The following is a 20,622-nucleotide window of genomic DNA, read 5'->3' as shown; positions in this document are numbered from 1 at the left end:
TTCTATTTACATGATTAGACGACCATATTACAGAAATGTTACAGATTATTTGTCATCTTTTCGGAAGAAACCGAAAATACCTGTCGTTTGGACGATATTGGTAAACGCAGAAGGATCGACATCCTGGATAATGTGCTGCAGGTCATACAGCTCATATCGGGTAATCACCATAACCATCATATTTTTATCCTGCTGAGTAAAAGCACCTCTGGCAGGCAGAGTTGTAATGCCTCGCACCATTTGAGAATGGATCGCTTTTTCGAGATCGGCTGCTTTTGATGTAATAATCATAGCCGTAAGCTTTTCGTGACGTGTATGAACAGCGTCAATCACACGAGTCGTTACGTATAATGTCAATAATGTATACAACGCGTTTTCCGGTTTATATAATAAACCAGCTATCGCAATGATAGCACTGTTCAGTACAAGGAAGTAGATTCCGATGGGACGGTCTTTCATACGCGAAAGCACCATAGCTACGATATCAAGGCCGCCTGTTGATGCACCCCATTTGAGCGTAATTCCGACACCCATACCACCAATTACACCGCCAAATACGGCATTCAGGATAATATCTCCTGAAAGCTGCTGCACGGGTATTAATTCAAGAAAAAGGGTGGTGAAGGCAACTGATATAACACTATAAACCGTAAAACCCTTCCCTACTTTAAACCAGCCTAAAATTACTACTGGAACGTTAAGTATGAATAAGATGAGACCTGTACTAATTCCTGGCACACCCAAAAAATCGTTAAATATACTGGTAAGCAGCTGAGCAACTCCGGTGAACCCGCTTGCGTAAACATTGGCTTCAATGAGAAACAGGTTCAGGGAGATAGCATTAAATACTGCCCCTAACAACACAATCATAATTCTTCTTAGTTCAACTGTGAACAATCCGCAACCTCCTACGAGTAGTCTACTATCTTTTTTATCACCGTAACGAGACAAAATCAAGTTAAAGATGAGTAATGTGGGAAAGTTTCCGTCGAAATGCCTCATGAATTGTCGTACGTTTTCTTGTAATTGCTTTGACTATCCTTCCTATTATGCCTAAACTTAAAGAAAGAATATAAATGGCAGGTGATCTTATGAATGTGCAAATTGTATGTGATTCAGCCAGTGATCTTTCCCCTGAAACTCTGGAACGCTATTCGTTAACCATGGTCCCGTTGAAAGTGACCATTAATGGAGAAGAGTATGAAGATGGGAAAACCATATCCCCCCGTGACGTCTATGAAAAAATGCGGAACGGAGAAACCCCCAAGACTTCTCAGGTTTCCTCCCAGGCTTTTCGAGAAACGTTCACAGAACTTGTAAAGAACGATCAGCCCTTTATTTATTTTGCCTTTTCGTCGGAACTATCCGGTACATATCAAAGTGCCAAAATGGTAGAAGAAGAAATAAAAGAAGAATACCCTCACTCTCAGTTTGAAGTGATCGATACGAAAGCAGCTTCACTGGGTTGCGGACTCGTGGCCATAAGAGCTGCTGAACTTGCAGAAGATGGCTATTCATTTGAAGATATTTTAGAAGCTGGAAAGTATCATGCTGCTCATATGGAACATATTTTCACAGTAGCGGATCTGGAATATTTATATCGCGGCGGCCGCGTAAGCAAAGCCTCTGCATTTGTCGGGAGTCTGCTTAAAATTAAACCGCTGCTTCATATGGAAGATGGCAAGCTTGTTCCTCTTGAAAAAATTCGCGGCTCTAAGAAAGTCTGGAAGCGAATGATTGAACTTATGAAGGAACGTGGCAAAGATTTAAAACATCAGCGCATCGGCATCAGCCACGGTGATGACCTGGAAACCGCGAGGCAGCTGGCCGACATGATCCGATCGGAGTTTGAGACTGAAGATATTCGTTTTGAAATGGTCGGCTCAGCCGTCGGTGCTCATGCTGGTCCCGGTACCATTGCTTTATTTTTCTTAAATGATACCCCATAGAATGAGTTCTGTGTAACCTTTCCCCTTTTTTAACGACTATATTAAAAAAGGGGGATTTTTTATGATGACGAAGATAGGAAGAATTGCCTTAAGCATCCTGCTTCTTCTTGCTGTTTCATCCGCCTGCAGTCAAAATGAAGACAATAGTGCAGAGACATCCGAAGAATCCTCGTCGGATTCTGCCGCGTCCAATGGATTGTCAGAAACTCCTTCTGAAGCTGAAAACAGGGAGGAAAACGACCCGGCCCGAATCGCTCAAAATAGCGAACAACGCATGATGGTCTATGAAGCTAACATCGACGTTGAAACGAATCATTACGATCAATTTCACCAGGACCTTCAGGAAAGAATGAACCAGCAGGAAGCTCATATGGTCGAAAGCAATATTAGCAAAAACGAGCAGGGGAGACGACAGGGATATATCCGCATCCGAGTGCCTCAGTCGAACTTTGAATCTCTGCTTACAGGCATCGAAGAGATCAGCAGTGACGTTCTTTCAAGAAATATATCCGGACGCGATGTTACCGAAGAATACGTGGATTTAGAATCTCGTCTGCAAGCTAAGGAAAAAATTGAATCTCGTCTGCTTACCTTTATGGAACAGGCCGAAGCGACAGAAGATTTAATTAAAATCTCTCAAGATCTCGAACGTGTTCAATCTGAAATTGAAGTATTAAAGGGGAAAATAAACTACTTAGAGAATCAGAGCGATTTCTCTACGATAACCGTCTCCATTCAAGAAACAGCCTCCGGAGCAAATTTGAATAACTCCCCGGGTAACATCTGGGAGGAAACCAAGCAGGCTTTTATCCATTCTCTGCATTACGTTGGGCAATTCTTCTCCTGGCTCATTGTATTCTTCCTGGGCTACTCTCCATTTCTCGCACTTATTGCCGGAGTGGGTCTGCTTTTTTGGCTGGTCAGAAGAAAAAAGAAAAAGTCATCATCCTAATTCAAACACCCCTCTTTTCCATCTGTGGATAAAGAGGGGTGTTTAGATTAAGAGTTCTCTGTTTTGCGGTTTTTAAGGCTAATCACGGTTACAGCAATTACAAATAGACCAAGAACGCCGCCGACAAAACCAATAAACAGCCAGTTATAGCCTTCGTCTGGTTCCACCACAAACACGTCTGCGGTTTCCCTTTCCATTCCAAGCCGGTAGTCTCCATTATCCTGCTGTCGTACCATTCCATCATGTAAGAGCCCTCTAAGCTGCTGCCCTTCCGGTAAATCGGACAGTACAGCGGCTTTCGTTTCTTCTGCATTATTAATCGCAACGATCATCGTCTGATCTTCATAGCTCCGTTTAAAAATAGCCAGACCTTCATCATTGTACATTTCTTCATAATCTCCGCGCGTGAGCGCAGGAAATTGTGTTCTCATGGAGGTTAAATTATCAATACGCTGCTTCAGCTGCTCGTCCCCTGCTTTGAAGTTCATCATTTTAATGGTCGTCGGATCGCCACCATCATCAAGGGGAACCTCTGTACCAAAATACATGACAGGTATTCCGGGAATCGTAAACTGATACGTCAAAGCGAGCTTCCAGCGCGTAATCGGATTCTGCCCTTCTTCTACCGCCAGGTGCGTAAATCGCCCGGTTGAAGGGTCGTCGATGTAACGAAGAGTCTCGTAAGGTTCCGCTTTATGTTCGACGTTATCCTCCCAGACGGTATAAAGATCATCCAGGCTCTTTCCATAGGATTGAAACGTCTCACGGGTCACGGATTGAAAGGAAACGGATGAATCGTCTTCCCCATTCCGATTTTCTGTAAATAATCCAAACCCTTCCTGTACGGACTCAACCCGTTCTTCCAGATCGTTATAAAACGTATCGGGTAAAGGAACAGCACTATGTAAGTGGAACGCATCTACTCCTGTTTCCTTAATCCAGAACTCAGCAGTGTCTAGAAAATAGCTCTGCACCTGAGAATTGTCCAGATTTAATACGGACATCTTCTCTGTCCAGGCTTCAGGATAGGTAGTATCCGTTTCCTCATACCAATCGTTCTTTTGTGGATCTTCTTTCCATGGATGGTCGCTGCCGGTATGGGACACCACAAAATCAAACATCACCTTAAGGTCAAGGTCATGGGCTGCTTCGACCAGCTCCTCAGCTTTCTTCATGGTACCGAAGTGTTCATCAACCGATCGAAAATCGTCGATCCATTGACCATGATATCCTCCATCCTGATTGGCCATTATGGGAGATATCTCAATGGCTGTAAATCCCTTCTCCTTAATATAATCCAGCTGCTTGATAATTCCTTCTAAATCACCGCCGTGATAGGCTTCACTTTCTTCCTTATCGTTAGAATTATCGCCATTCATAAATCGATCAATCGATATATAGTATACGCTTTCATCCTGCCATTGACGTTCTTCTGTTTCTGCTGCTACGGTTTGAGAAGCAAAAAAGAGAAATAACGGAATAAACAGAATCCCAGCTAGTACTTTTCTCATGGCCGCTCTCCTTTCTTTCTAATAAAGGTAACTCTCTTAGATTATCCTTTCCAGACCTTCCCCGTCAATTGTACTCGGCATCTATTTTCAATAATACATACAATGGTCACATTTGCAGAATTTCCACAAAAAAACCGCACGGCTGCTTCAGCCATGCGATCTTTTTGTAAGTCTGTTAATTTCTTAAAAAAGAATTATTCAACAAACCGGGCCGTATTGTGTAAGACTCCGTCTCGAGATAACTTGGGTCCGTTGCCTAAAATCGATGAGGGCGGCTGCGGAAACAACTCGCTTTCCTACGGGGAGATCCAGGAAGGCGAAATCATCCCCCGAAGGACTGTCCTCTCAACCTAAATATCTCGAAATCAAGTCTTCCACAAACGGGAGCTTTACTGTAAGAACAACTCTGAGATTTTGTAGCTATTTACAAACGTACGTGATAGGTTTTGAGCCAATAGTTAATTTGACAGAGATGGGCGATTAGCTGGGGACCTGTCATTAACTGACCAAACCATGGAGCTCCGATTGCCTGACCTTCTGAATCATTCAGCTTCCTTACTTTGTTGCGGTCGAAAAGCTCGAACAGCGGTGCATTCGCATCGGCTACTATTTCATTCATCCATGTACAGACCGCTTTTGTATAAGCGGGATGAAACGTTTTGGGATATGGATTTTTCTTTCGGAACAGCACTTCATCAGGCAGAACGCCACGCAACGCTTCCCTCAGCAAACCTTTTTCCTGATTTCCGTGAAATTTCATGCTCCAGGGAATATTCCACGCATATTCCACCAGACGATGATCGCTGAAAGGCACACGTACCTCAAGACTCGCCCCCATACTCATCCGGTCTTTACGCTCAAGAAGGGTCTGCATGAACCAGTTCATATTCAGATAAGCCATCTGTCTATGTTTCACCGCTTTTTTGTCTTCCCCTGCAAGAACCGGCGTTTCATCGATTGTCTCCTGATAGCGCTTCAACATATATGCTTCCATATCCACGCTCTCACTGACATCCGTTCTCACTAGATTCATCCGTTCATCCAGGGAACGGATCCATGGAAACCCTTTCCGCTCCTGATCCTCTTTTCTATAAAACCAGGGATAGCCTCCAAAAATCTCATCGGCACACTCTCCTGACAAAGCGACGGTGACATGAGATTTTATTTTTTCACAGAACCATAACAGTGATGAATCAACATCGGCCATGCCTGGCAGATCTCTTAACGTCACGGCCTGCTTCAGCCTTGATATTAGATCTTCAGGTGTCGCTTCCATCACGTAATGCCGGGTTTGATGCTGGGTTGAAACTTTCTTAATATAAGCTTCATCACGGTCCGGCTGAAAAGCGCTCTTCTTAAAGAATTTATCCTGATCTTTATAATCAATGGAAAAGGTCTGCAGGGCGCCCTTTTGTTCGTTTTTATATTTTTCAGCGGCTACAGCCGTAATGGCACTTGAGTCCACCCCTCCCGATAAGAAAGTGCCCAGGGTTACATCAGACACGAGCTGCCGTTCGGAAGCATCAATAAATAATTCCCGCACGCGCGCTACGGTCTCATCCCACGTATCGGTGTGCTCGGCGCTCTTCACGTTCCAGTAACGCTCAATCGAAAGATTTCCCTTTTCCCAAAACGCCCGGTGACCTGGGCGCAGCTCCTGCAGCGTTTCAAAAATGCCGTGCCCCGGAGTTCTCGAAGGTCCAAGCGTAAGTATCTCCTGAATTCCTTCCGCTCCAACTCTTGGTTCTACATCCGGATGGGCAAGGATGGCTTTCATTTCGGAAGCAAACATCAGACCGTCCTTCTGATGTCGCATAAACAGCGGCTTAACTCCGAGCCGGTCTCTGGCTAGAAACAGACGTTTTCTCTTTTTTTCCCAAATACTGAAAGCGAAAATGCCATTTAATCGCTCCACGCATTCTTTTCCCCACTCCATAAAACTGACGAGGACGACCTCTGTATCCGAATGAGAGCGGAACGTCCAGCCTTTCGCTTTTAATGTATCTCGTACTTCATCCGTATTATATAACTCACCGTTATAGCAAAGCACATACTGTTCGTCATGTGCCTCCCGAACCATTGGCTGCTTCCCGCCGTTCGGGTCTACAACAATTAGACGCTGGTGTCCAAAAGCTGCCGGCCCATCCAGCCACGTTTGATAATCATCTGGACCACGGTGCCGGATGGTATCGGCCATCCTTTCTAAAAGAGGGGCTTTATTCTGCACTTTATTTTTATCATCAATCCAACCCACAATACCGCACATTGAGCTTCACCATCCTTTAAAGTAAGCTGAATCATAAAAAACACATCATAGCTTACTATATGATAGCGACTCCCCGCTTATTAAAAGTTCTGCTTGACAACTCAATTGATAATGATTATCATTATAAGTGATAAAGGATATCTCCCGTTACCCCCCAAGTAGCGGAGCTCATTCTAGGACAGTAGAAAATCCCCCACAAAAAAACGGCAAAGCCTGTACAAGGCTTGCCGCTTTTTTTTATTTAGCAGGAAGTATGCCTGCTCCAAGAAAACCAAAGCCTAAAATAATAGCAATGGCTCCCGCTACTACCAGCTGTGTCCACCAAATAGCAGCTGGTTTCTTTTTCTTATACTTCACACATGCCATTTCCATAGCTGCAATCGTCCATAAGCCAACAAGCACTTTAAAAATGAGCAGCCCGCTATAGTTCGCGTAGCTCGCAAAAAGTGATCCTCCTGAATAAAGAATCAATAAGTAGTCCGCCCGCAGAATCATATGGGAAATTTTTGCCCCTTTATCATTTCCGCTTCGGGCAAATGTTGTAACAAGTCCCACCAAAGCAAATGCGATTACCCATGAGGTAATATGTAGATGTGCCAATGTTCTTCCTCCTTTTACATGAATCTACGGATATAATAGCACGAGTCCGTCAAAATTTCCTACCAATAAGTACCTTGTTAGGGTGAGAATAATAAAACAAACCTGTTATAATAATAAAAGATTGAAATGTAATTGGAGGGATATCATGTCAGTAAACAGTCAAGAAATCATTGATCAAACACAAGAATATGGCGCCAAAAACTATCACCCACTTCCGATCGTTATATCGAAAGCGGAAGGCGTATGGGTAGAGGATCCAGAAGGCAATCGCTACATGGATATGTTAAGCGCTTATTCTGCAGTGAACCAGGGGCACCGCCATCCTAGGATTATTCAAGCATTAAAAGACCAGGCCGACCGTGTCACTTTAACCTCCCGAGCTTTCCATAACGACCAGCTTGGACCGTGGTATGAGAAGATTTGTAAAATTACCAATAAGGAAATGGCTCTTCCAATGAACACAGGAGCTGAAGCCGTTGAAACAGCTGTTAAAGCAGCTAGACGGTGGGCTTATGATGTGAAGAAAGTAGAAGACAATCAAGCTGAAATTATCGCCTGTACCGGCAACTTCCATGGAAGAACCATGACAGCCGTATCTCTTTCCTCAGAGGAAGAATATAAACGCGGATTCGGCCCTACGCTTCCAGGAATTAAGTTGATTCCTTACGGTGATGTGGAGGCTCTCAAAGAAGCTATCACTGAAAACACCGCCGGATTCCTGTTTGAACCGATCCAGGGTGAAGCGGGTATCGTTATCCCTCCAGAAGGATTCTTGAAAGAGGCCTATGAGGTTTGTCAGGAAAACAACGTGCTGTTCATAGCTGATGAAATCCAGGCAGGTCTTGGCCGAAGCGGTAAGATGTTTGCCTGCGACTGGGAAGACGTAAGTCCTGACATGTTAATTCTCGGTAAAGCACTGGGAGGCGGAGTATTCCCTATTTCGTGTGTAGTCGCAAATAAAGAAGTACTGGGTGTATTTAACCCGGGCTCTCACGGCTCTACATTTGGCGGAAATCCATTAGGATGTGCTGTATCTGTAGCTTCACTGGATGTTATTGAAGAAGAAAAACTGGCCGAACGCTCTCTTGAGCTCGGTGAATACATGAAGAAAGAACTGCAGTCAATTGATAATCCGAAGATTAAAGAAGTTCGTGGTAAAGGGTTGTTCATTGGTGTTGAAATGACAGAACCTGCCCGCGGCTACTGTGAAGAATTGAAAGAAAAAGGACTGCTTTGTAAGGAAACGCACGAAAACGTGATTCGTTTCGGTCCTCCTCTTATTATTGAAAAAGAGGATCTTGATTGGGCCATTACTCAAATTAAAGAAGTTCTTAGTCAATAAAACCCACAAGCCTGGAGAGAAAACTTTCTCTCCAGGCTTTTTTACTTCGCTCCATTAGTTCTCCGTCCTGATTTAACAGTTAAAACACTTCCATATAACCCAGGTTCAGTGAAAATATATAGAGTGAGAAAGTAAGATTCCCCTTTCAAACCTTCGCCGCAACTTGTAATTACTTGGATTGCGCCATGCTCTCACTCGATTGGGCTGTGCTCACTCTTGATTGGGCCGTGCCAGCAGTTGCGAGAGCGTATAATCATAAAAAGAGCTACGTTGGCCTGGTTTAATCCAACTTAACTGATAAAAAAAAGCGCCCTTCCATTTAGGAAAAGCGCTCTTTATTTACTCCGCTTTCGTTACGGAATCAATTTTTTTCTGTCCCCAGGGAGCCAGGATAACTTCCACAATCAGATCCTCCCTGTTTTGTTCATATTGCTGACCTGTGCCTTCCTCAATAAAATAACGATCCAAACCAATATCTACCATATACACTCCTCTTTGAGGATCATGCCAGTCGAGACGGGCAGGAAGGACGACCTCCTCCTCGCTGACCTCAGGTTTTTCAGCGGAAGCCTTAACAAGTGTATAAAGATTTTTTTCATCAGGCTCAAGCAGCAAATATATCTTTTCTCCAGAACCTATATCAGCAGAAACATTCCATTTATCCGCAGGAACCATTTCCACCTCATATGATAATGTTACAAAGTCCCCATAAAAAGGGTCCCGTGGATCTACAGGAGCCGTTTTTAAGCGGATGGATTCTCCCCATGTGTCCATAGTATAGTAAGAAATCGACATCAGAATAAGAAACAGAACCTGCAGGCAGACAATGACATAAAACCAAATGCGCTTCATGGCGTTACCTCCCCTTTGCTCACTTGTCTTCGTTTCCTTTCAAGGAAGAAGCTTAAGGCAAACAGCAGGATTCCACCGATAAAAAAGAAAAGAGAGCGGCTCATGAAGTCCCAGGCGAGCTGGAAATAAGCTATAAAGGTCGTAGCCAGAAGAGCAGCTGTCCCCTTGTTTACCCAGCGTGCCACACTCTGCTGATAGCCGGAAGTGAGCCATAGCAAGGAATAAACAAATAGAAGAGCGAGCGACAGCGCATCAGCAAACTCAAAGCGGAACAGCGGCAAGAATAATAATAGGTCAATCCAGTAGTAATTCGTAGAGCTCATGGCAGACCGGACCACAGCTCCGACAAAAAAGACGGCCCATACAATAAAGAAATAGAAAGAGGATTCCGTCTGGACCTCTACAAAACCTTCTCCAAGAAAGAAGACTTGAAAAACTAAAATCAAAAAGACTGAAACGACACTGAACGTTTTGAGCACACGCAGCTTCCCTTTTCCAGCGGCTGCATCATCGAATAAATAAAGGAAGAGGATCAGATTAATGAGCCAGTAATAAGGATAACCACTGCTGAGAACAAGGACGAGACTTTGAATCAAATAACCAGCCCCGAACCATACCGAATAATCCGTCCGCTGTTCCCGCGCTGTAAACCAGCCTAAACCAAGGATGAAGAGTAACCCAGTCCATATATGATACTCCCCAAACGTAACTCCACTGTACACCTGCCCCACCGTAGTTAGAACAGCTGAAGCTATAAAGAAAAGTGTTTCTTTACATAGGAGAAACAATCCAAATGCGGCGATGGACCAAACAAAGAACGGCAGAGCGCTGAATGAAGTAAAATGATACATTTGGCCCGTCAAAAAGATCCCTGCTCCAAATATCATAAGCGCAATAAGCATTAGACTTTCTCCTAAGCGCTTGGAGTGCTTCCTGTAAGTTTGTTCACCCGCAACGTAGAAGGCAAGTAAACTTCCCACTATAATCGCCATTCGAAACACATCCGAGATCGCGGACCAATTGGAAGCGATAAATGTTAGAAATCCGAGGCCTATGAAAATAGCAGCAAAGGTCAGCAGAAGAGGTTTATGCTGCCGGGCCGGGTAACGCTCGAGCAGTTGATCCCTTTGCTCTTCTGATATAATTCGTTCCTCTACCCATTCCTTGCTTTCTTTGATGAGTTCTTCACGTTTCATGGTGTGTCCCCCTCTTATTAAGAAGCCGCTGTCTGCTTACGTTTTAATGGTTGTAACTTTCCGTAAGTTAATGTTCTCCAAAGCCATTCCAGAGGACCGTAACGGTACCTCTTAAGCCATGCCTTACTTGCAAAAATCTGCAGCGAATAAACCACCACTACAATCGTTACACTCATGATCGGCGGCACATCTCCGTAGAGACCAAATCCTACCGAATAAAAAAGAACAAAGCATACGAGCGATTGTAGAATATAATTGGATAGCGACATTCTTCCAATCCACGTTAAGGGATGTAAAAAACTTGCCCCTGATTTTGTCTGGAACAATAATGTAACCGACAACACATAAAATACGGCCGAAGCTGTCCCTCCTACACTGTCCTGCATAATTCCAAACCACGCAGGATTACCATACAAGTAAGGACCTGCCTTAAAAATGAGAAACAGGACGCCTGTAATGGCCCACACTTTTTTTATACTCCCCAAATGAGCAGCCGGCTCGTGAAGCCAGCGCTTGCGGCACACATATAAACCAAATAAAAACATGGGCAGCAGACTGAGAGCTAGGAATGGCAGATTGGCAAGTTGGTTGGAATAGAGCCAGTCAGAAGCATTCTGCTGCCATATTTCGGTTATACTTCCTGTCCCGTAGTTCGCGATAGCTTCATTAATTGCTCCTTGTTCAACAATCCCCTGCAGCCGCCCGCGAATCGAATAAAGGGCAAATGTCATTGGCAGGACAAGAAACGCAAGCATACTATAAGCCACGGCCAAAAGCCCAGTTTTCGTTAGATGGAAAAACGCAAACAAAGTAAGCCCAAGGACTCCATAAGAAAGCAGAATGTCTCCATGCCAGATTAGAAAGGCGTGGATTAAGCCAAAACCAATCAATACTGCTAATCTTTTAAAGATGATTGGGCGATAATCAAGCTTCTTCTCGTCCAGCCTGTCTTTCATCATCTGCATGCCAAACCCGAACATAAAAGAAAATAACGTATAAAAACTTGCTTGAAAAAAGATATCAATAATCGCCTGCACGGTATGACTCAGAGATGAATCCCAGGCCTCGGCGGCTCCCCCGTACAAAAAATAGGGAGCGTTAAAGGCAGGCACATTTACCATGAAGATGCCTAAAATGGCAAGTCCGCGTGCTGCATCAATCCAGTTTAATCGTTCTGATTCACCTAATGGTGACGCCTTTGAATGCATATTTATTCCCCCTGTTAGCTTTATTTTACTTTTATTCTGTTATTTAGACAATTGCGTTTCATAAAATAAAGAAAGGAGTTTTTAAATGCCGGCAAAAGTAGGAGCCGTAAATGTGACGTCCTTATCCAGTTCCAGTATATTCAACATTGGCGACGTGTATAATATGGCCCCACAAGCCTGGGTAAAAACATTTGCTGGCGGCGGGTCATTTAACACGGGGAATGGAATAAAGATTGATATAAACCGCTCTAATACCTATGTCAATGACCAGGAGATGATTGATCAATCGTTAATTAATGATTCTTAGGAGGATGCTTCATGAACATTACTGTCCACCAGTCCATTTGCATTCATGTACTGCGTATCGGCACCGTGGCTAATTCTTCTATTGTGCAAATTGGCAGCTCAGGAGTTATTCAAGCCAAAGCTGACCTATATAATACGGGAGCTTATCAAAGCGCTGCGCCGGCAGCCATGCCGGCAGAAGGTACCGTAGACATTCCTGAAGCAGAAGGTCCTTCCCTCGTTCCACTTTCCATATCATAGTCTTGTTTATTGTGCATAAAGTTAAACAGGGGGTGATCTCATTTGAACAACAATTACCAATCATGGCAGTCATGGGTTCAGCAGGTTATGAAGCACATGGAAAACCAGCAGCAGCTGATCAATCAATTAACTCAGAAAATCGAACAGCTTCAAATGAATGAGAGCCCTAAGACCGTCATTGAAAAAATCGAGTATCATTTTGACCAGTTGAAGATCGATACCCTGGAAGGAACTTTGCAAATTGGACTAACTCCCAATGGAACGGATGCGGCAGATATCGGTGATTACTATGCAAACCAGGGTCAGATGAGTCCTCAACAGGACCCCGTCCTCCACCAATTGCAAAGTTACATGAACACGGACATTCCCCAGTGGATGAATCAATATACCCGCGATCACGATATCCCTGTGACAGATCACCACAAGGAGCAGATTATTGCCGATGTTAGAAAGCAGCTCTCTCAGAGAATCGAACACTATAAGAACCAAAATCCAGATTTGGATGATGCCGGTCTCGTTAATCAGGTGCAAAATGAAATCAGACATTCCATAGCTCAGTATTTTGATTCTTTCCAAGGAGATGGTACCTCATGAATCACATCGTTCACAACTATGGTCTCCACGTGGGACGAATCCGCGTAACGGCGGTCTCCTCCTCCTCTGTCTTCCTGATCGGGGACAATAAAACGATTCGCTTACAATCTTATTTCGATACCCCCCCAGAATCCTTGATCATTGGTCCATATGTACCTATGGAAACGGACGGAGAAGCTGTGGTTATTGAGGATGGTGATAATGTATAACCGCATGGTTTACGTCGATGAAATTGACATTACCTCTGCCCTGATCGCCTCTCATATTTCGATCGGAGATGTGCACCGTGCCTCTCCCTGGTCGAAAGTGCTGGCTGTACAAAAAGAAGGCTCTGAATTTATTTCCGATACGTTCAACTTTGAAGATTTTCCCGTATTCTCCGTACAGCCCACCACCCCTCTACCTCCGATTACCGTTCCTACCTACAACTATCAGAATCAGGCGATCTATGTAAATGATATCCATGTTACCGGTGTCTCCACTGCCGGAATCGTGCAAGTTGGAGGTATTGACCATATTGATGCCGTGTCGAGAACAAAACATATCCGCCTCTTAAGTGAAGAACAATAGATCCTGGTTTCGCATAGGTTGTAACTATATCGTCGAATCGAACTAATAATAAGAAGGAGGCGATCATAAATGCCGGCCATAGTCGGTCCCATCAGTATAAACAGTGTCGGCGGCGGGGTCGTAAACTTCGGGGATTCCTTCTATCTTTCACCAAAGAGTACTTCAAAGACAAACGCGGGCTCAGGTGCTCTTAACACAGGAAACTGGATTGTCACCAACAACGGTCTCAGTTCTACGAATCCTTTTGATCCTGATGTTAACGACCAGAATGTTACCGCTAATGCTTAAGCCGCTTTATTTTGAGTTAAACTAATAGTGTATAAACGTATCGAAGAAGCTCAAAGTATTTTATAACTTTGAGCTTCTTACATAATAGGTGTCCATTTCCTTATTTTTGAAGGTTTTAGGAAGGATGACCCGGGGAATTAACCATGAAAGCGCAAGATGGAGGTTATGAAGATGAAGGAATGCACACTGAGCAATAGAATTCACTGCAGAACAGAATACGCTGCATTAAAAAGAGTGCTGGTTGCAAAACCATCCTTTATGAAAATATCGACGGTTATTAATGAAACGCAAAAACATTATGAAGACGTCAATATCGATATTCCGCGTGCGCTTGATCAACACGACACATTTGTTCATGTGCTGAAAGAGCATGGTGCTGAAGTGGTGGAACTTTCCGCTCATCCTGAATTACACGAGCAAGTCTTTACGAGAGACATTGCGTTTGTCATTCATGACCAACTCTTCGTGGCTTCCATGAATGAAGAAGTGCGGTTAGAAGAAACTTCACTGTTGAAAGAGTGGCTTTATGAAAATTCAATTCCTTTCCAGGAACCGTTTCCTTCTTCCATCGAGGGAGGGGACGTATTAATTGATGGAAAGACGATCTGGATTGGAATAAGCGGGCGTACGTCCCAGAAATCCATAGAAACGTTACGAGAACAACTCCCTTCCTATACGATTGAACCGCTGGATCTTGAGGATGATATTCTGCATCTGGATTGTGTTTTTAATATTATTAGTGATCATACAGCTCTCGTTTATCCTCCTGCTTTTACTGATAGTGGGCTCGATAAGCTTCAGTCCCGATTCCAGCTGATTCCGGTAACCCGGGAAGAGCAATTCCATATGGGGCCCAATGTTCTTTCTATTGAGGAAGGCAAGCTGATTAGTCTTCCCCAGAATCAACGATTGAACGATGAACTGCATTCAAAGGGTTTTCAAGTCATTCCCATAGATTTCTCTGAAATTATAAAATCAGGCGGATCCTTCCGCTGCTGTACCCTTCCACTACTACGATCATCTGATTAAAAATAAGACAACCCATGACTAAATCTACAGATTATTTCGTTTATATAACCACAGATCTACGTGGTAATTAAAAGACAAGCTCCCGTTTGTTGAACCATCATTAAATGAAAAAATCTATTAGCAAAAGCGGAAGGACTGGTTGGTCCTTCCACTTTTTTCACCTGAAGAAATGATCTCGTTGGTTTTTCAGTTACACCATTCTATTAATAGTAGTTCTCCGCATGGGCATTCTTTTGAGTTGAAAGACCAGATTTTCTTGATCAGCCATGATGCGCTTCAAGGGTCATAGACTTCAGGTTGTACAGGGTCCCCGAGACCCCTTCTGAATTCAAGTATTCCAGCTCTTCTATGAATATTCGACTGGTAAACACGGTTTCCCCATAATCACAAAAGATTTCCAGACTGGAAGAATCGATAAACATACGAATGTGGTGGCTTTCTTTATATTTCCTCAAGGCATACCGCTTCGTTCCATAGGTTTCGGCAAACGTATGAGTCATGTGGGAACGATCCAAGCAATATTCCTCCCCATTCGATGAGAAGGTAACAGATTCACCTTTACGATTGCTGAAAGTTAGACTAAAGTCTGGCTCCACGGATACCTCCAGCTCAAACGCCCGGGAGCTTAAACCATGTTCCTGTTCCAATGTTGCTGCATCCAGACGTAATTTCTTCAGTTCCTCCAGAGGCTGTTGAACGAGGCGGTTATTTTGAAGGGTAATCTCCCGTGGAATCGTCAGCATGTGTGCCCACATATTCTCATCCGTGGGGTAATCACTTTTTGAGTTACCGAGCCATCCTATTAATATCCTTCTTCCCCGTTCATCCTCATACGTTTGAGGAGCATAAAAGTCGAAGCCTTTATCAAGTTCAATATACTGTTTTCCTTCATAATGAAGCTTCTGAACATCAAGCGGATCACTGAGCACATAAGCGACGGAAAACACATTATTGAAGTTATATTTATCGGTTTCTAACTCTCCCTGAGGAGAAAAGATGAACACCCCGCGCCCGTCCTGCTCAAAGTAGTTGGGGCATTCCCACATATATCCGGCATCCGGAAGATCTGTGGTCACTTTTCCTTGGAAAGATAGCTGGTGCATACTTTCTCCTTGATAAAGAGCCAGCGCCCCCTCCCCTTCTTTGGTTTCGCCACCTACCAGCATATAGTAAATATTTTCTCGTTTAAAAACGACAGGATCACGAAAGTTATGGGTGAATCCTGGAGCAGGTTCATCAGTGATAGGACTACCTTTTGTAATATTCAAATGCTTATCCATCGAGGCATACACTTGACTTGGATTCGGTATCCTTTCTTCTGTGACGTGGTTTCCTGTATAGAAAAGGTGCAGCATACCTCCTTCTGCAAAGGCCGCTCCAGAAAAGCATCCATGAGAATCAAACTCACAATCAGGATAAAGAGCGATGCCGTGATCCTCAAAATGAACGAAATCTTCTGTAGATACGTGATACCAGTGCTTAAGGCCATGAACAGGCCCGAGGGGAAACCATTGATAAAAGATGTGATGTTTCCCGTTGAAATATGATAACCCGTTCGGGTCGTTTAGTAATCCATGATGAGGAGCCACATGGTAGGTAGGATAGTAAGGATCCTGTTTGGTTTTGCTTTCAATCATATGCAAATACTGTGTAGATACATCCGTCAGCGATAAGAATCGGTTTTGACGGTTAGAAAAGTCTATAAGCTGCGTCATAAAGGGCTCCTTTCTTTTTCCTATTTAATGGTTTGTAAACAGGATGGCATGCACAATTATCCATACATGATAAAGGGTGAGCAGGGAAATTCATCTTTCCCCGACTCCCCTGTTTTAGAGTGTAGTCAGCGTGACTCACACTTAAATTTAGTAAAATGACTAGTGACTTATAAATTAACCGTGTTTCACATCATAGTTCATCTCTGGCTGTTCCACTTCTTCCTCCTGCTTTTCACGATAAACGAAGAATGTGACGAGGAAGGATACAGCTAATGCAACAAGAATAACTAAAATATATTGAAAGAAACCGCCTCCAATGTACAACAGAAGTCCTGGAAGCATCGTTGAGCCTGTTCCCGCAGCGGCAATTCCCAGAATCGAAGCCAGACCGCCGCCGACAGCTCCTCCTAAACATCCGAAGAAAAACGGTTTTACTTTCGGCAGGTTAATCGCGAACATGACAGGCTCCGTGATCCCTAAGAATGCTGGAATGACAGAACCGAACATATTGGATCGTTTAATCCGGTTTTTCTGCTGAAGGACAACAGCAAGTGCCGCACCAGCCTGCCCGGCAATGGCCGCGGTACCTATCGGGTTGATCAAGTCATAGCCTGTCTCGGCAACCATCTTCACGGTAATGGGTACAATGGTGTGGTGCATACCCGTGATGGCTAAGAACTGGATGGCGCCTCCGTAAATAAACCCGCCTAATCCAAAGGGTAGTTCGAAAAAGTACATAATGCCTGAAGTCATTAGATTTTCAATTCCTAAAATCAGCGGGCCGACCATAACCAGACCTAGAATCAGCGAGAAGAGTAAGGTGACAAACGGTGTTAATATTAAATCCAGTACTTCCGGAATATATTTTCGCGCGCTCTTTTCAATTTTAGCGGCTAACCAGCCCATAAATACAGCTGGGAGAATGGAACTTTGCATTCCTGTGATCGGAATATCGAAACCTAACAATGGCAGCAGGAGCGGTTCGGCCTCTCCAAAAGATACGGCCCATTTATCAGGAAGCTGAGGGGCAACAAGCATTAAACCGAGGGCTACACCGATAACCGGAGATCCTCCGAATTTTTTCATAGCCGACCAGGTCACTAATACAGGAATAAAGGTAAAGGCCGTGTCGGTTAGAACCTGTGATAATTTCAAAATCGTACCGGACATTTCCATTCCAAACCCGTTAATTAATAATCCGCGTAAGCCCATTAAAAGACCCGTAGCGATCAGTACAGGAATAACGGGAATGAAGATATCAGCGAAAGTTTTGGTCAGCTGCTGCATTTTCCCTTTATTCGAAGTGTTTTCTTCTTCTTCCTTTTCTCCTTGAGATTCAGCGATGCCTTTCTTTTCAAATTCAGCAAATACTTTATTTACAAAACCTGTCCCCAAAATAACCTGGTGCTGGCCGCTCTGAAAAAAGTAACCATTCACCCCTTTAACGGAATCAAAAGCCTGTTTATTCATTTTCTTATCATCGTGCAATTCTACGCGTAACCTGGTGGCACAATGGGACACCTTATAAATGTTTTCACGTCCGCCAAAAGCTTCCAGTACGGCATCGGCAACTGCTTTAGGGTTTCTAGCCATTCCATTCCCCTCCTATGAATCATTCTACAAAGTGGAAACGTTTCCACTTTAGGGTAAAAAAATAAATCGCCGTTTATTGGCTATTCAAAAACTGGAGTCATAAGTGGAAACGTTTCCACTTTTCGCTTTAAAGAAAAGCGACTCTAGAAATCGCTTTCTTTGATACATCAAATGTTATCGCTTTCAGCATCATATGTCAATACTTTTTTGTACTATTTCCAGCAAAAAATTCGACCGGCAGAATGATCTTTCCTTCCCCAGGTTCATCCTGAATGATTTGCATCAGGGCTTGTGTTGCTTTCTCCGCCATAAGCGGCACAGGCTGTTTGATCGTGGAGAAGGTTAACTCTTCCTCTTTACTCGGCGTCACGCCGTCATAACCAATCACCTGTACATCTTCAGGAACTTTTTTACCTTGAGCTTTCAATTCTTCAATGATAATTCTCGCCCATTTATCGTTCATTGCAAAAACGCCATCTACTTCAGGATACTCCTCAAAAAACTGGCGGACACTCCATGCAATATCATGGACAGGTTCTTCCAACTCGAGAATACGATGCGGAAAGTGATGCTTTTTCACTTCATTTTCAAATCCCTGACGACGTCTCATGGATTCATTTTTAATACTGGAGAGACTGCCGAGAAAAGCAATTTCTTTACAATCCCGCTTCATCAATTCTTCTGCAGCTATACGGCCGCCGCTTTCATTATCACTCGTTACATACACTACATCCTCCGTAAAGTGACGGTCGATGCTCACAATCGGCAGGTCGCTTGATATATATTGGTCCAGGTCGTAGCTGTACGTAATGGCAACCAGTCCATCTATTTTGTTTTTCTCTAACATGGAAATATAATTAATCTCTTTATCTACATCACTTTGTGAATTACAAAGAATCATTTTATAGCCGTTCTCTGAAAGTTTCTTCTCCAGATGATAAGCAAAATTTGAAAAGAAAGGATGCCAAATCGTAGGCACAATGAGTGCAACTGATTGAGACTGCTGCATTTTAAAGTTCCGCGCAACTTCATTCGGCTTATATTTTAAAGTTTCAATCGCCCTTTCTACTTTCAAGCGGGTAGCTTCTTTAACAGGTCCATTTTTATTCAGAACTCTAGAAACGGTACCTAGCCCTACACCAGCTTCCCTGGCTACGTCTTTCATATTAACCAAGAACTCCACCTACTTTAACACTTAATTATTATGGTTTATTGTATCATATCTCTCTTCTCGCGCGTTGATCTCCCGCTCTTGTAAAGCAGGATTTTAAAAACGGGGTCTCATTTTTGATAATTTGAATAAGCTTATTTGGGGAGTTATTTTATGAAAGGAGCCTGCCCATGTATAATTATGACCCTTATGATCAATTGGCGTGGAACGCTGCCAAGTACGATATGCTGTCGAATTATTATAAGTATTCTGATCCTCAGAAGCACATCTATTATTACCAAAGACATTTGGAATGTATGCAGCGCTGGATCATGATGCAAGAACGCGGCGAAAACTCCGGTATGATGGGGATGAACGGTGAGGCGAAGGTCCGCGTCCTCCACGCATCGCCGGATGCTCCTGCCGTGGATGTGTATGTGAATGGCCAGAAGGTTCTCGAAGGGGTTAAGTATAAGCAGCAAAGTGAATATCTAAGCGTACCAGCAGGCCAGTATCGGATCGACATTTACCCAGCTGGAGAAACTAATCAGCCCGTCTTATCACAAAACGTCTCGGTCGAAGCAGGTAATATGTACACGGTTGCGGCTGCCGGCAGGCTGAACAACCTGCGGCTGATCGCCGTCGCAGATAATGACAGTATCTCATCTGGAAATGCCAAGGTCCGCTTCTGGCACTTATCACCTAATGCTCCGAACGTTGATATTGCGGTCCAGGGCGGAGATGTGCTCTTCCGTAATGTACCGTTCGGAAAAGCTACCCGTTACTTGACCCTGTCGCCGACGACCGCTAATCTCGAAGTCCGCGTGGCAGGAACAAATCAGACAGCCTTAACTGTGCCAAACGTAACCTTAAATCCTAATCAGGCTTATACAGCTGTTGCCGTTGGATTAGCTGGTGACGAGCCTCCGCTTGAAGCTATTTTTCTTCAGCCTTAATAAAAAACATGCAGCGATTCCTCAGGTTTCGCTGCATGTTTTTTATTGTTCTTATAAGCGAGTCCCCCACCCCAGCAGAGCACAATTATTTTAAAAAAAGACTCTATTAAAGCATATTGTTGACTTTCCATAAAAGGCTTATTACACAATAGGGCCGGTTACTGTAAGACTCGATTTCGAGATATAAGGTTAGAGTGAAGGTCCTGCGGGGGACGATTCCGCTTTCCGGCCCTGCACGACGCAGGGTCGTTCGACGTTGCCACAGGACGTGGCGGTCTTAGTCGAACTTCCTATATGTGGTAAGC

21 protein-coding genes are annotated in these 20,622 nt (G+C 43.8%); 11 read left to right on the top strand and 10 right to left on the bottom strand.

All coding sequences use genetic code 11. The features are described from left to right. Positions 1-45: 45 nt before the first annotated feature. Positions 46-897, bottom strand: a complete 852-nt coding sequence (locus LCM11_RS11255; RefSeq protein WP_224894345.1) for a YitT family protein — start codon at positions 895-897, stop codon at positions 46-48. A gap of 194 nt (positions 898-1,091) precedes the next feature. Between LCM11_RS11255 and LCM11_RS11250 the strand changes: the two genes are divergently transcribed. Together LCM11_RS11250 and LCM11_RS11245 are read left to right on the top strand one after the other, a co-directional pair. Beyond that, positions 1,092-1,949, top strand: a complete 858-nt coding sequence (locus LCM11_RS11250) for a DegV family protein (RefSeq protein ID WP_224894344.1) — start codon at positions 1,092-1,094, stop codon at positions 1,947-1,949. Between the two features lie 61 nt (positions 1,950-2,010). Continuing rightward, positions 2,011-2,901, top strand: coding sequence for a DUF4349 domain-containing protein (locus tag LCM11_RS11245; RefSeq protein ID WP_224894343.1), 891 nt, complete (start codon positions 2,011-2,013; stop codon positions 2,899-2,901). A 47-nt stretch (positions 2,902-2,948) separates the two neighbouring features. On the opposite strand, the gene LCM11_RS11240 is transcribed toward LCM11_RS11245, so the two are convergent. From LCM11_RS11240 to LCM11_RS11230, 3 genes are all read right to left on the bottom strand, one after another. Further along, entirely contained in the window at positions 2,949-4,412 is a 1,464-nt protein-coding gene (locus LCM11_RS11240) for an alpha-amylase family glycosyl hydrolase (RefSeq protein ID WP_224894342.1), read from the bottom strand. A 424-nt stretch (positions 4,413-4,836) separates the two neighbouring features. Beyond that, positions 4,837-6,678 (bottom strand): asparagine synthase (glutamine-hydrolyzing), encoded by a 1,842-nt coding sequence (gene asnB, locus LCM11_RS11235; RefSeq protein ID WP_224894341.1) that lies wholly within the window; start codon positions 6,676-6,678, stop codon positions 4,837-4,839. A 237-nt stretch (positions 6,679-6,915) separates the two neighbouring features. Further along, a complete protein-coding gene (locus LCM11_RS11230) occupies positions 6,916-7,278 on the bottom strand; it encodes a YisL family protein (RefSeq protein ID WP_224894340.1) in 363 nt (120 codons plus the stop codon). Positions 7,279-7,423: 145 nt separating this feature from the next. Between LCM11_RS11230 and LCM11_RS11225 the strand changes: the two genes are divergently transcribed. After that, entirely contained in the window at positions 7,424-8,620 is a 1,197-nt protein-coding gene (locus tag LCM11_RS11225) for an ornithine--oxo-acid transaminase (RefSeq protein WP_224894339.1), read from the top strand. A 339-nt stretch (positions 8,621-8,959) separates the two neighbouring features. Here the strand turns inward: LCM11_RS11225 and LCM11_RS11220 are convergent, their stop codons facing one another. From LCM11_RS11220 to LCM11_RS11210, 3 genes are read right to left on the bottom strand one after another with little or no spacing between them, the layout of a single operon-like run. After that, positions 8,960-9,472, bottom strand: coding sequence for a GDYXXLXY domain-containing protein (locus tag LCM11_RS11220; protein WP_224894338.1), 513 nt, complete (start codon positions 9,470-9,472; stop codon positions 8,960-8,962). Continuing rightward, positions 9,469-10,668, bottom strand: a complete 1,200-nt coding sequence (locus LCM11_RS11215) for a DUF2157 domain-containing protein (RefSeq protein ID WP_224894337.1) — start codon at positions 10,666-10,668, stop codon at positions 9,469-9,471. Before LCM11_RS11215 ends, LCM11_RS11220 begins: the two co-directional genes overlap by 4 nt. A gap of 17 nt (positions 10,669-10,685) precedes the next feature. After that, on the bottom strand, positions 10,686-11,876 hold the full coding sequence (locus LCM11_RS11210) for a DUF418 domain-containing protein (RefSeq protein WP_224894336.1): 1,191 nt from the start codon (positions 11,874-11,876) through the stop codon (positions 10,686-10,688). 85 nt (positions 11,877-11,961) lie between these two features. Here LCM11_RS11210 and LCM11_RS11205 point away from each other — a divergent pair, with 85 nt between their 5' ends. The 7 genes from LCM11_RS11205 to LCM11_RS11175 all read left to right on the top strand — a co-directional run bounded on the left by LCM11_RS11205 (position 11,962) and on the right by LCM11_RS11175 (position 14,903). After that, on the top strand, positions 11,962-12,183 hold the full coding sequence (locus LCM11_RS11205; protein WP_224894335.1) for a spore germination protein: 222 nt from the start codon (positions 11,962-11,964) through the stop codon (positions 12,181-12,183). A gap of 11 nt (positions 12,184-12,194) precedes the next feature. Beyond that, positions 12,195-12,422, top strand: coding sequence for a spore germination protein GerPB (locus LCM11_RS11200; protein WP_224894334.1), 228 nt, complete (start codon positions 12,195-12,197; stop codon positions 12,420-12,422). Positions 12,423-12,464: 42 nt separating this feature from the next. Beyond that, complete coding sequence (gerPC, locus tag LCM11_RS11195) at positions 12,465-13,016, top strand: spore germination protein GerPC (RefSeq protein ID WP_224894333.1); 552 nt, start codon at positions 12,465-12,467, stop codon at positions 13,014-13,016. Beyond that, the gene (locus LCM11_RS11190) at positions 13,013-13,225 is read left to right on the top strand and encodes a spore gernimation protein GerPD (RefSeq protein WP_224894332.1); all 213 of its coding nucleotides are present in this window, start codon (positions 13,013-13,015) and stop codon (positions 13,223-13,225) included. The genes gerPC and LCM11_RS11190 overlap by 4 nt, the downstream gene beginning before the upstream one ends. Beyond that, positions 13,218-13,586 carry a spore germination protein GerPE gene (locus LCM11_RS11185; RefSeq protein WP_224894331.1) on the top strand — a complete coding sequence of 123 codons (369 nt, stop codon included), beginning with the start codon at positions 13,218-13,220 and terminating at the stop codon, positions 13,584-13,586. Before LCM11_RS11190 ends, LCM11_RS11185 begins: the two co-directional genes overlap by 8 nt. Before the next feature lie 69 nt (positions 13,587-13,655). Then, on the top strand, positions 13,656-13,874 hold the full coding sequence (locus LCM11_RS11180; RefSeq protein ID WP_224894330.1) for a spore germination protein: 219 nt from the start codon (positions 13,656-13,658) through the stop codon (positions 13,872-13,874). 171 nt (positions 13,875-14,045) lie between these two features. Then, the gene (locus LCM11_RS11175; RefSeq protein ID WP_224894329.1) at positions 14,046-14,903 is read left to right on the top strand and encodes a dimethylarginine dimethylaminohydrolase family protein; all 858 of its coding nucleotides are present in this window, start codon (positions 14,046-14,048) and stop codon (positions 14,901-14,903) included. A gap of 260 nt (positions 14,904-15,163) precedes the next feature. Here LCM11_RS11175 and LCM11_RS11170 read toward each other — a convergent pair whose 3' ends face one another. From LCM11_RS11170 to LCM11_RS11160, 3 genes are all read right to left on the bottom strand, one after another. After that, a complete protein-coding gene (locus LCM11_RS11170) occupies positions 15,164-16,618 on the bottom strand; it encodes a glycoside hydrolase family 32 protein (RefSeq protein ID WP_224894328.1) in 1,455 nt (484 codons plus the stop codon). A 174-nt stretch (positions 16,619-16,792) separates the two neighbouring features. Continuing rightward, positions 16,793-18,211, bottom strand: coding sequence for a PTS transporter subunit EIIC (locus LCM11_RS11165; RefSeq protein WP_224894327.1), 1,419 nt, complete (start codon positions 18,209-18,211; stop codon positions 16,793-16,795). Positions 18,212-18,407: 196 nt separating this feature from the next. Continuing rightward, on the bottom strand, positions 18,408-19,376 hold the full coding sequence (locus LCM11_RS11160; protein WP_224894580.1) for a LacI family DNA-binding transcriptional regulator: 969 nt from the start codon (positions 19,374-19,376) through the stop codon (positions 18,408-18,410). Positions 19,377-19,552: 176 nt separating this feature from the next. Here LCM11_RS11160 and LCM11_RS11155 point away from each other — a divergent pair, with 176 nt between their 5' ends. Continuing rightward, entirely contained in the window at positions 19,553-20,317 is a 765-nt protein-coding gene (locus LCM11_RS11155; protein WP_224894326.1) for a DUF4397 domain-containing protein, read from the top strand. The last annotated feature ends 305 nt before the right edge of the window (positions 20,318-20,622 follow it).

The sequence above is a fragment of the Halobacillus halophilus genome (genome assembly GCF_020171985.1).
In the GTDB taxonomy this organism is placed as follows: domain Bacteria; phylum Bacillota; class Bacilli; order Bacillales; family Halobacillaceae; genus Halobacillus; species Halobacillus halophilus_A.
Note: the sequence above shows the minus strand (reverse complement) of the source record. Positions and strands in the feature narration are given on the sequence as shown.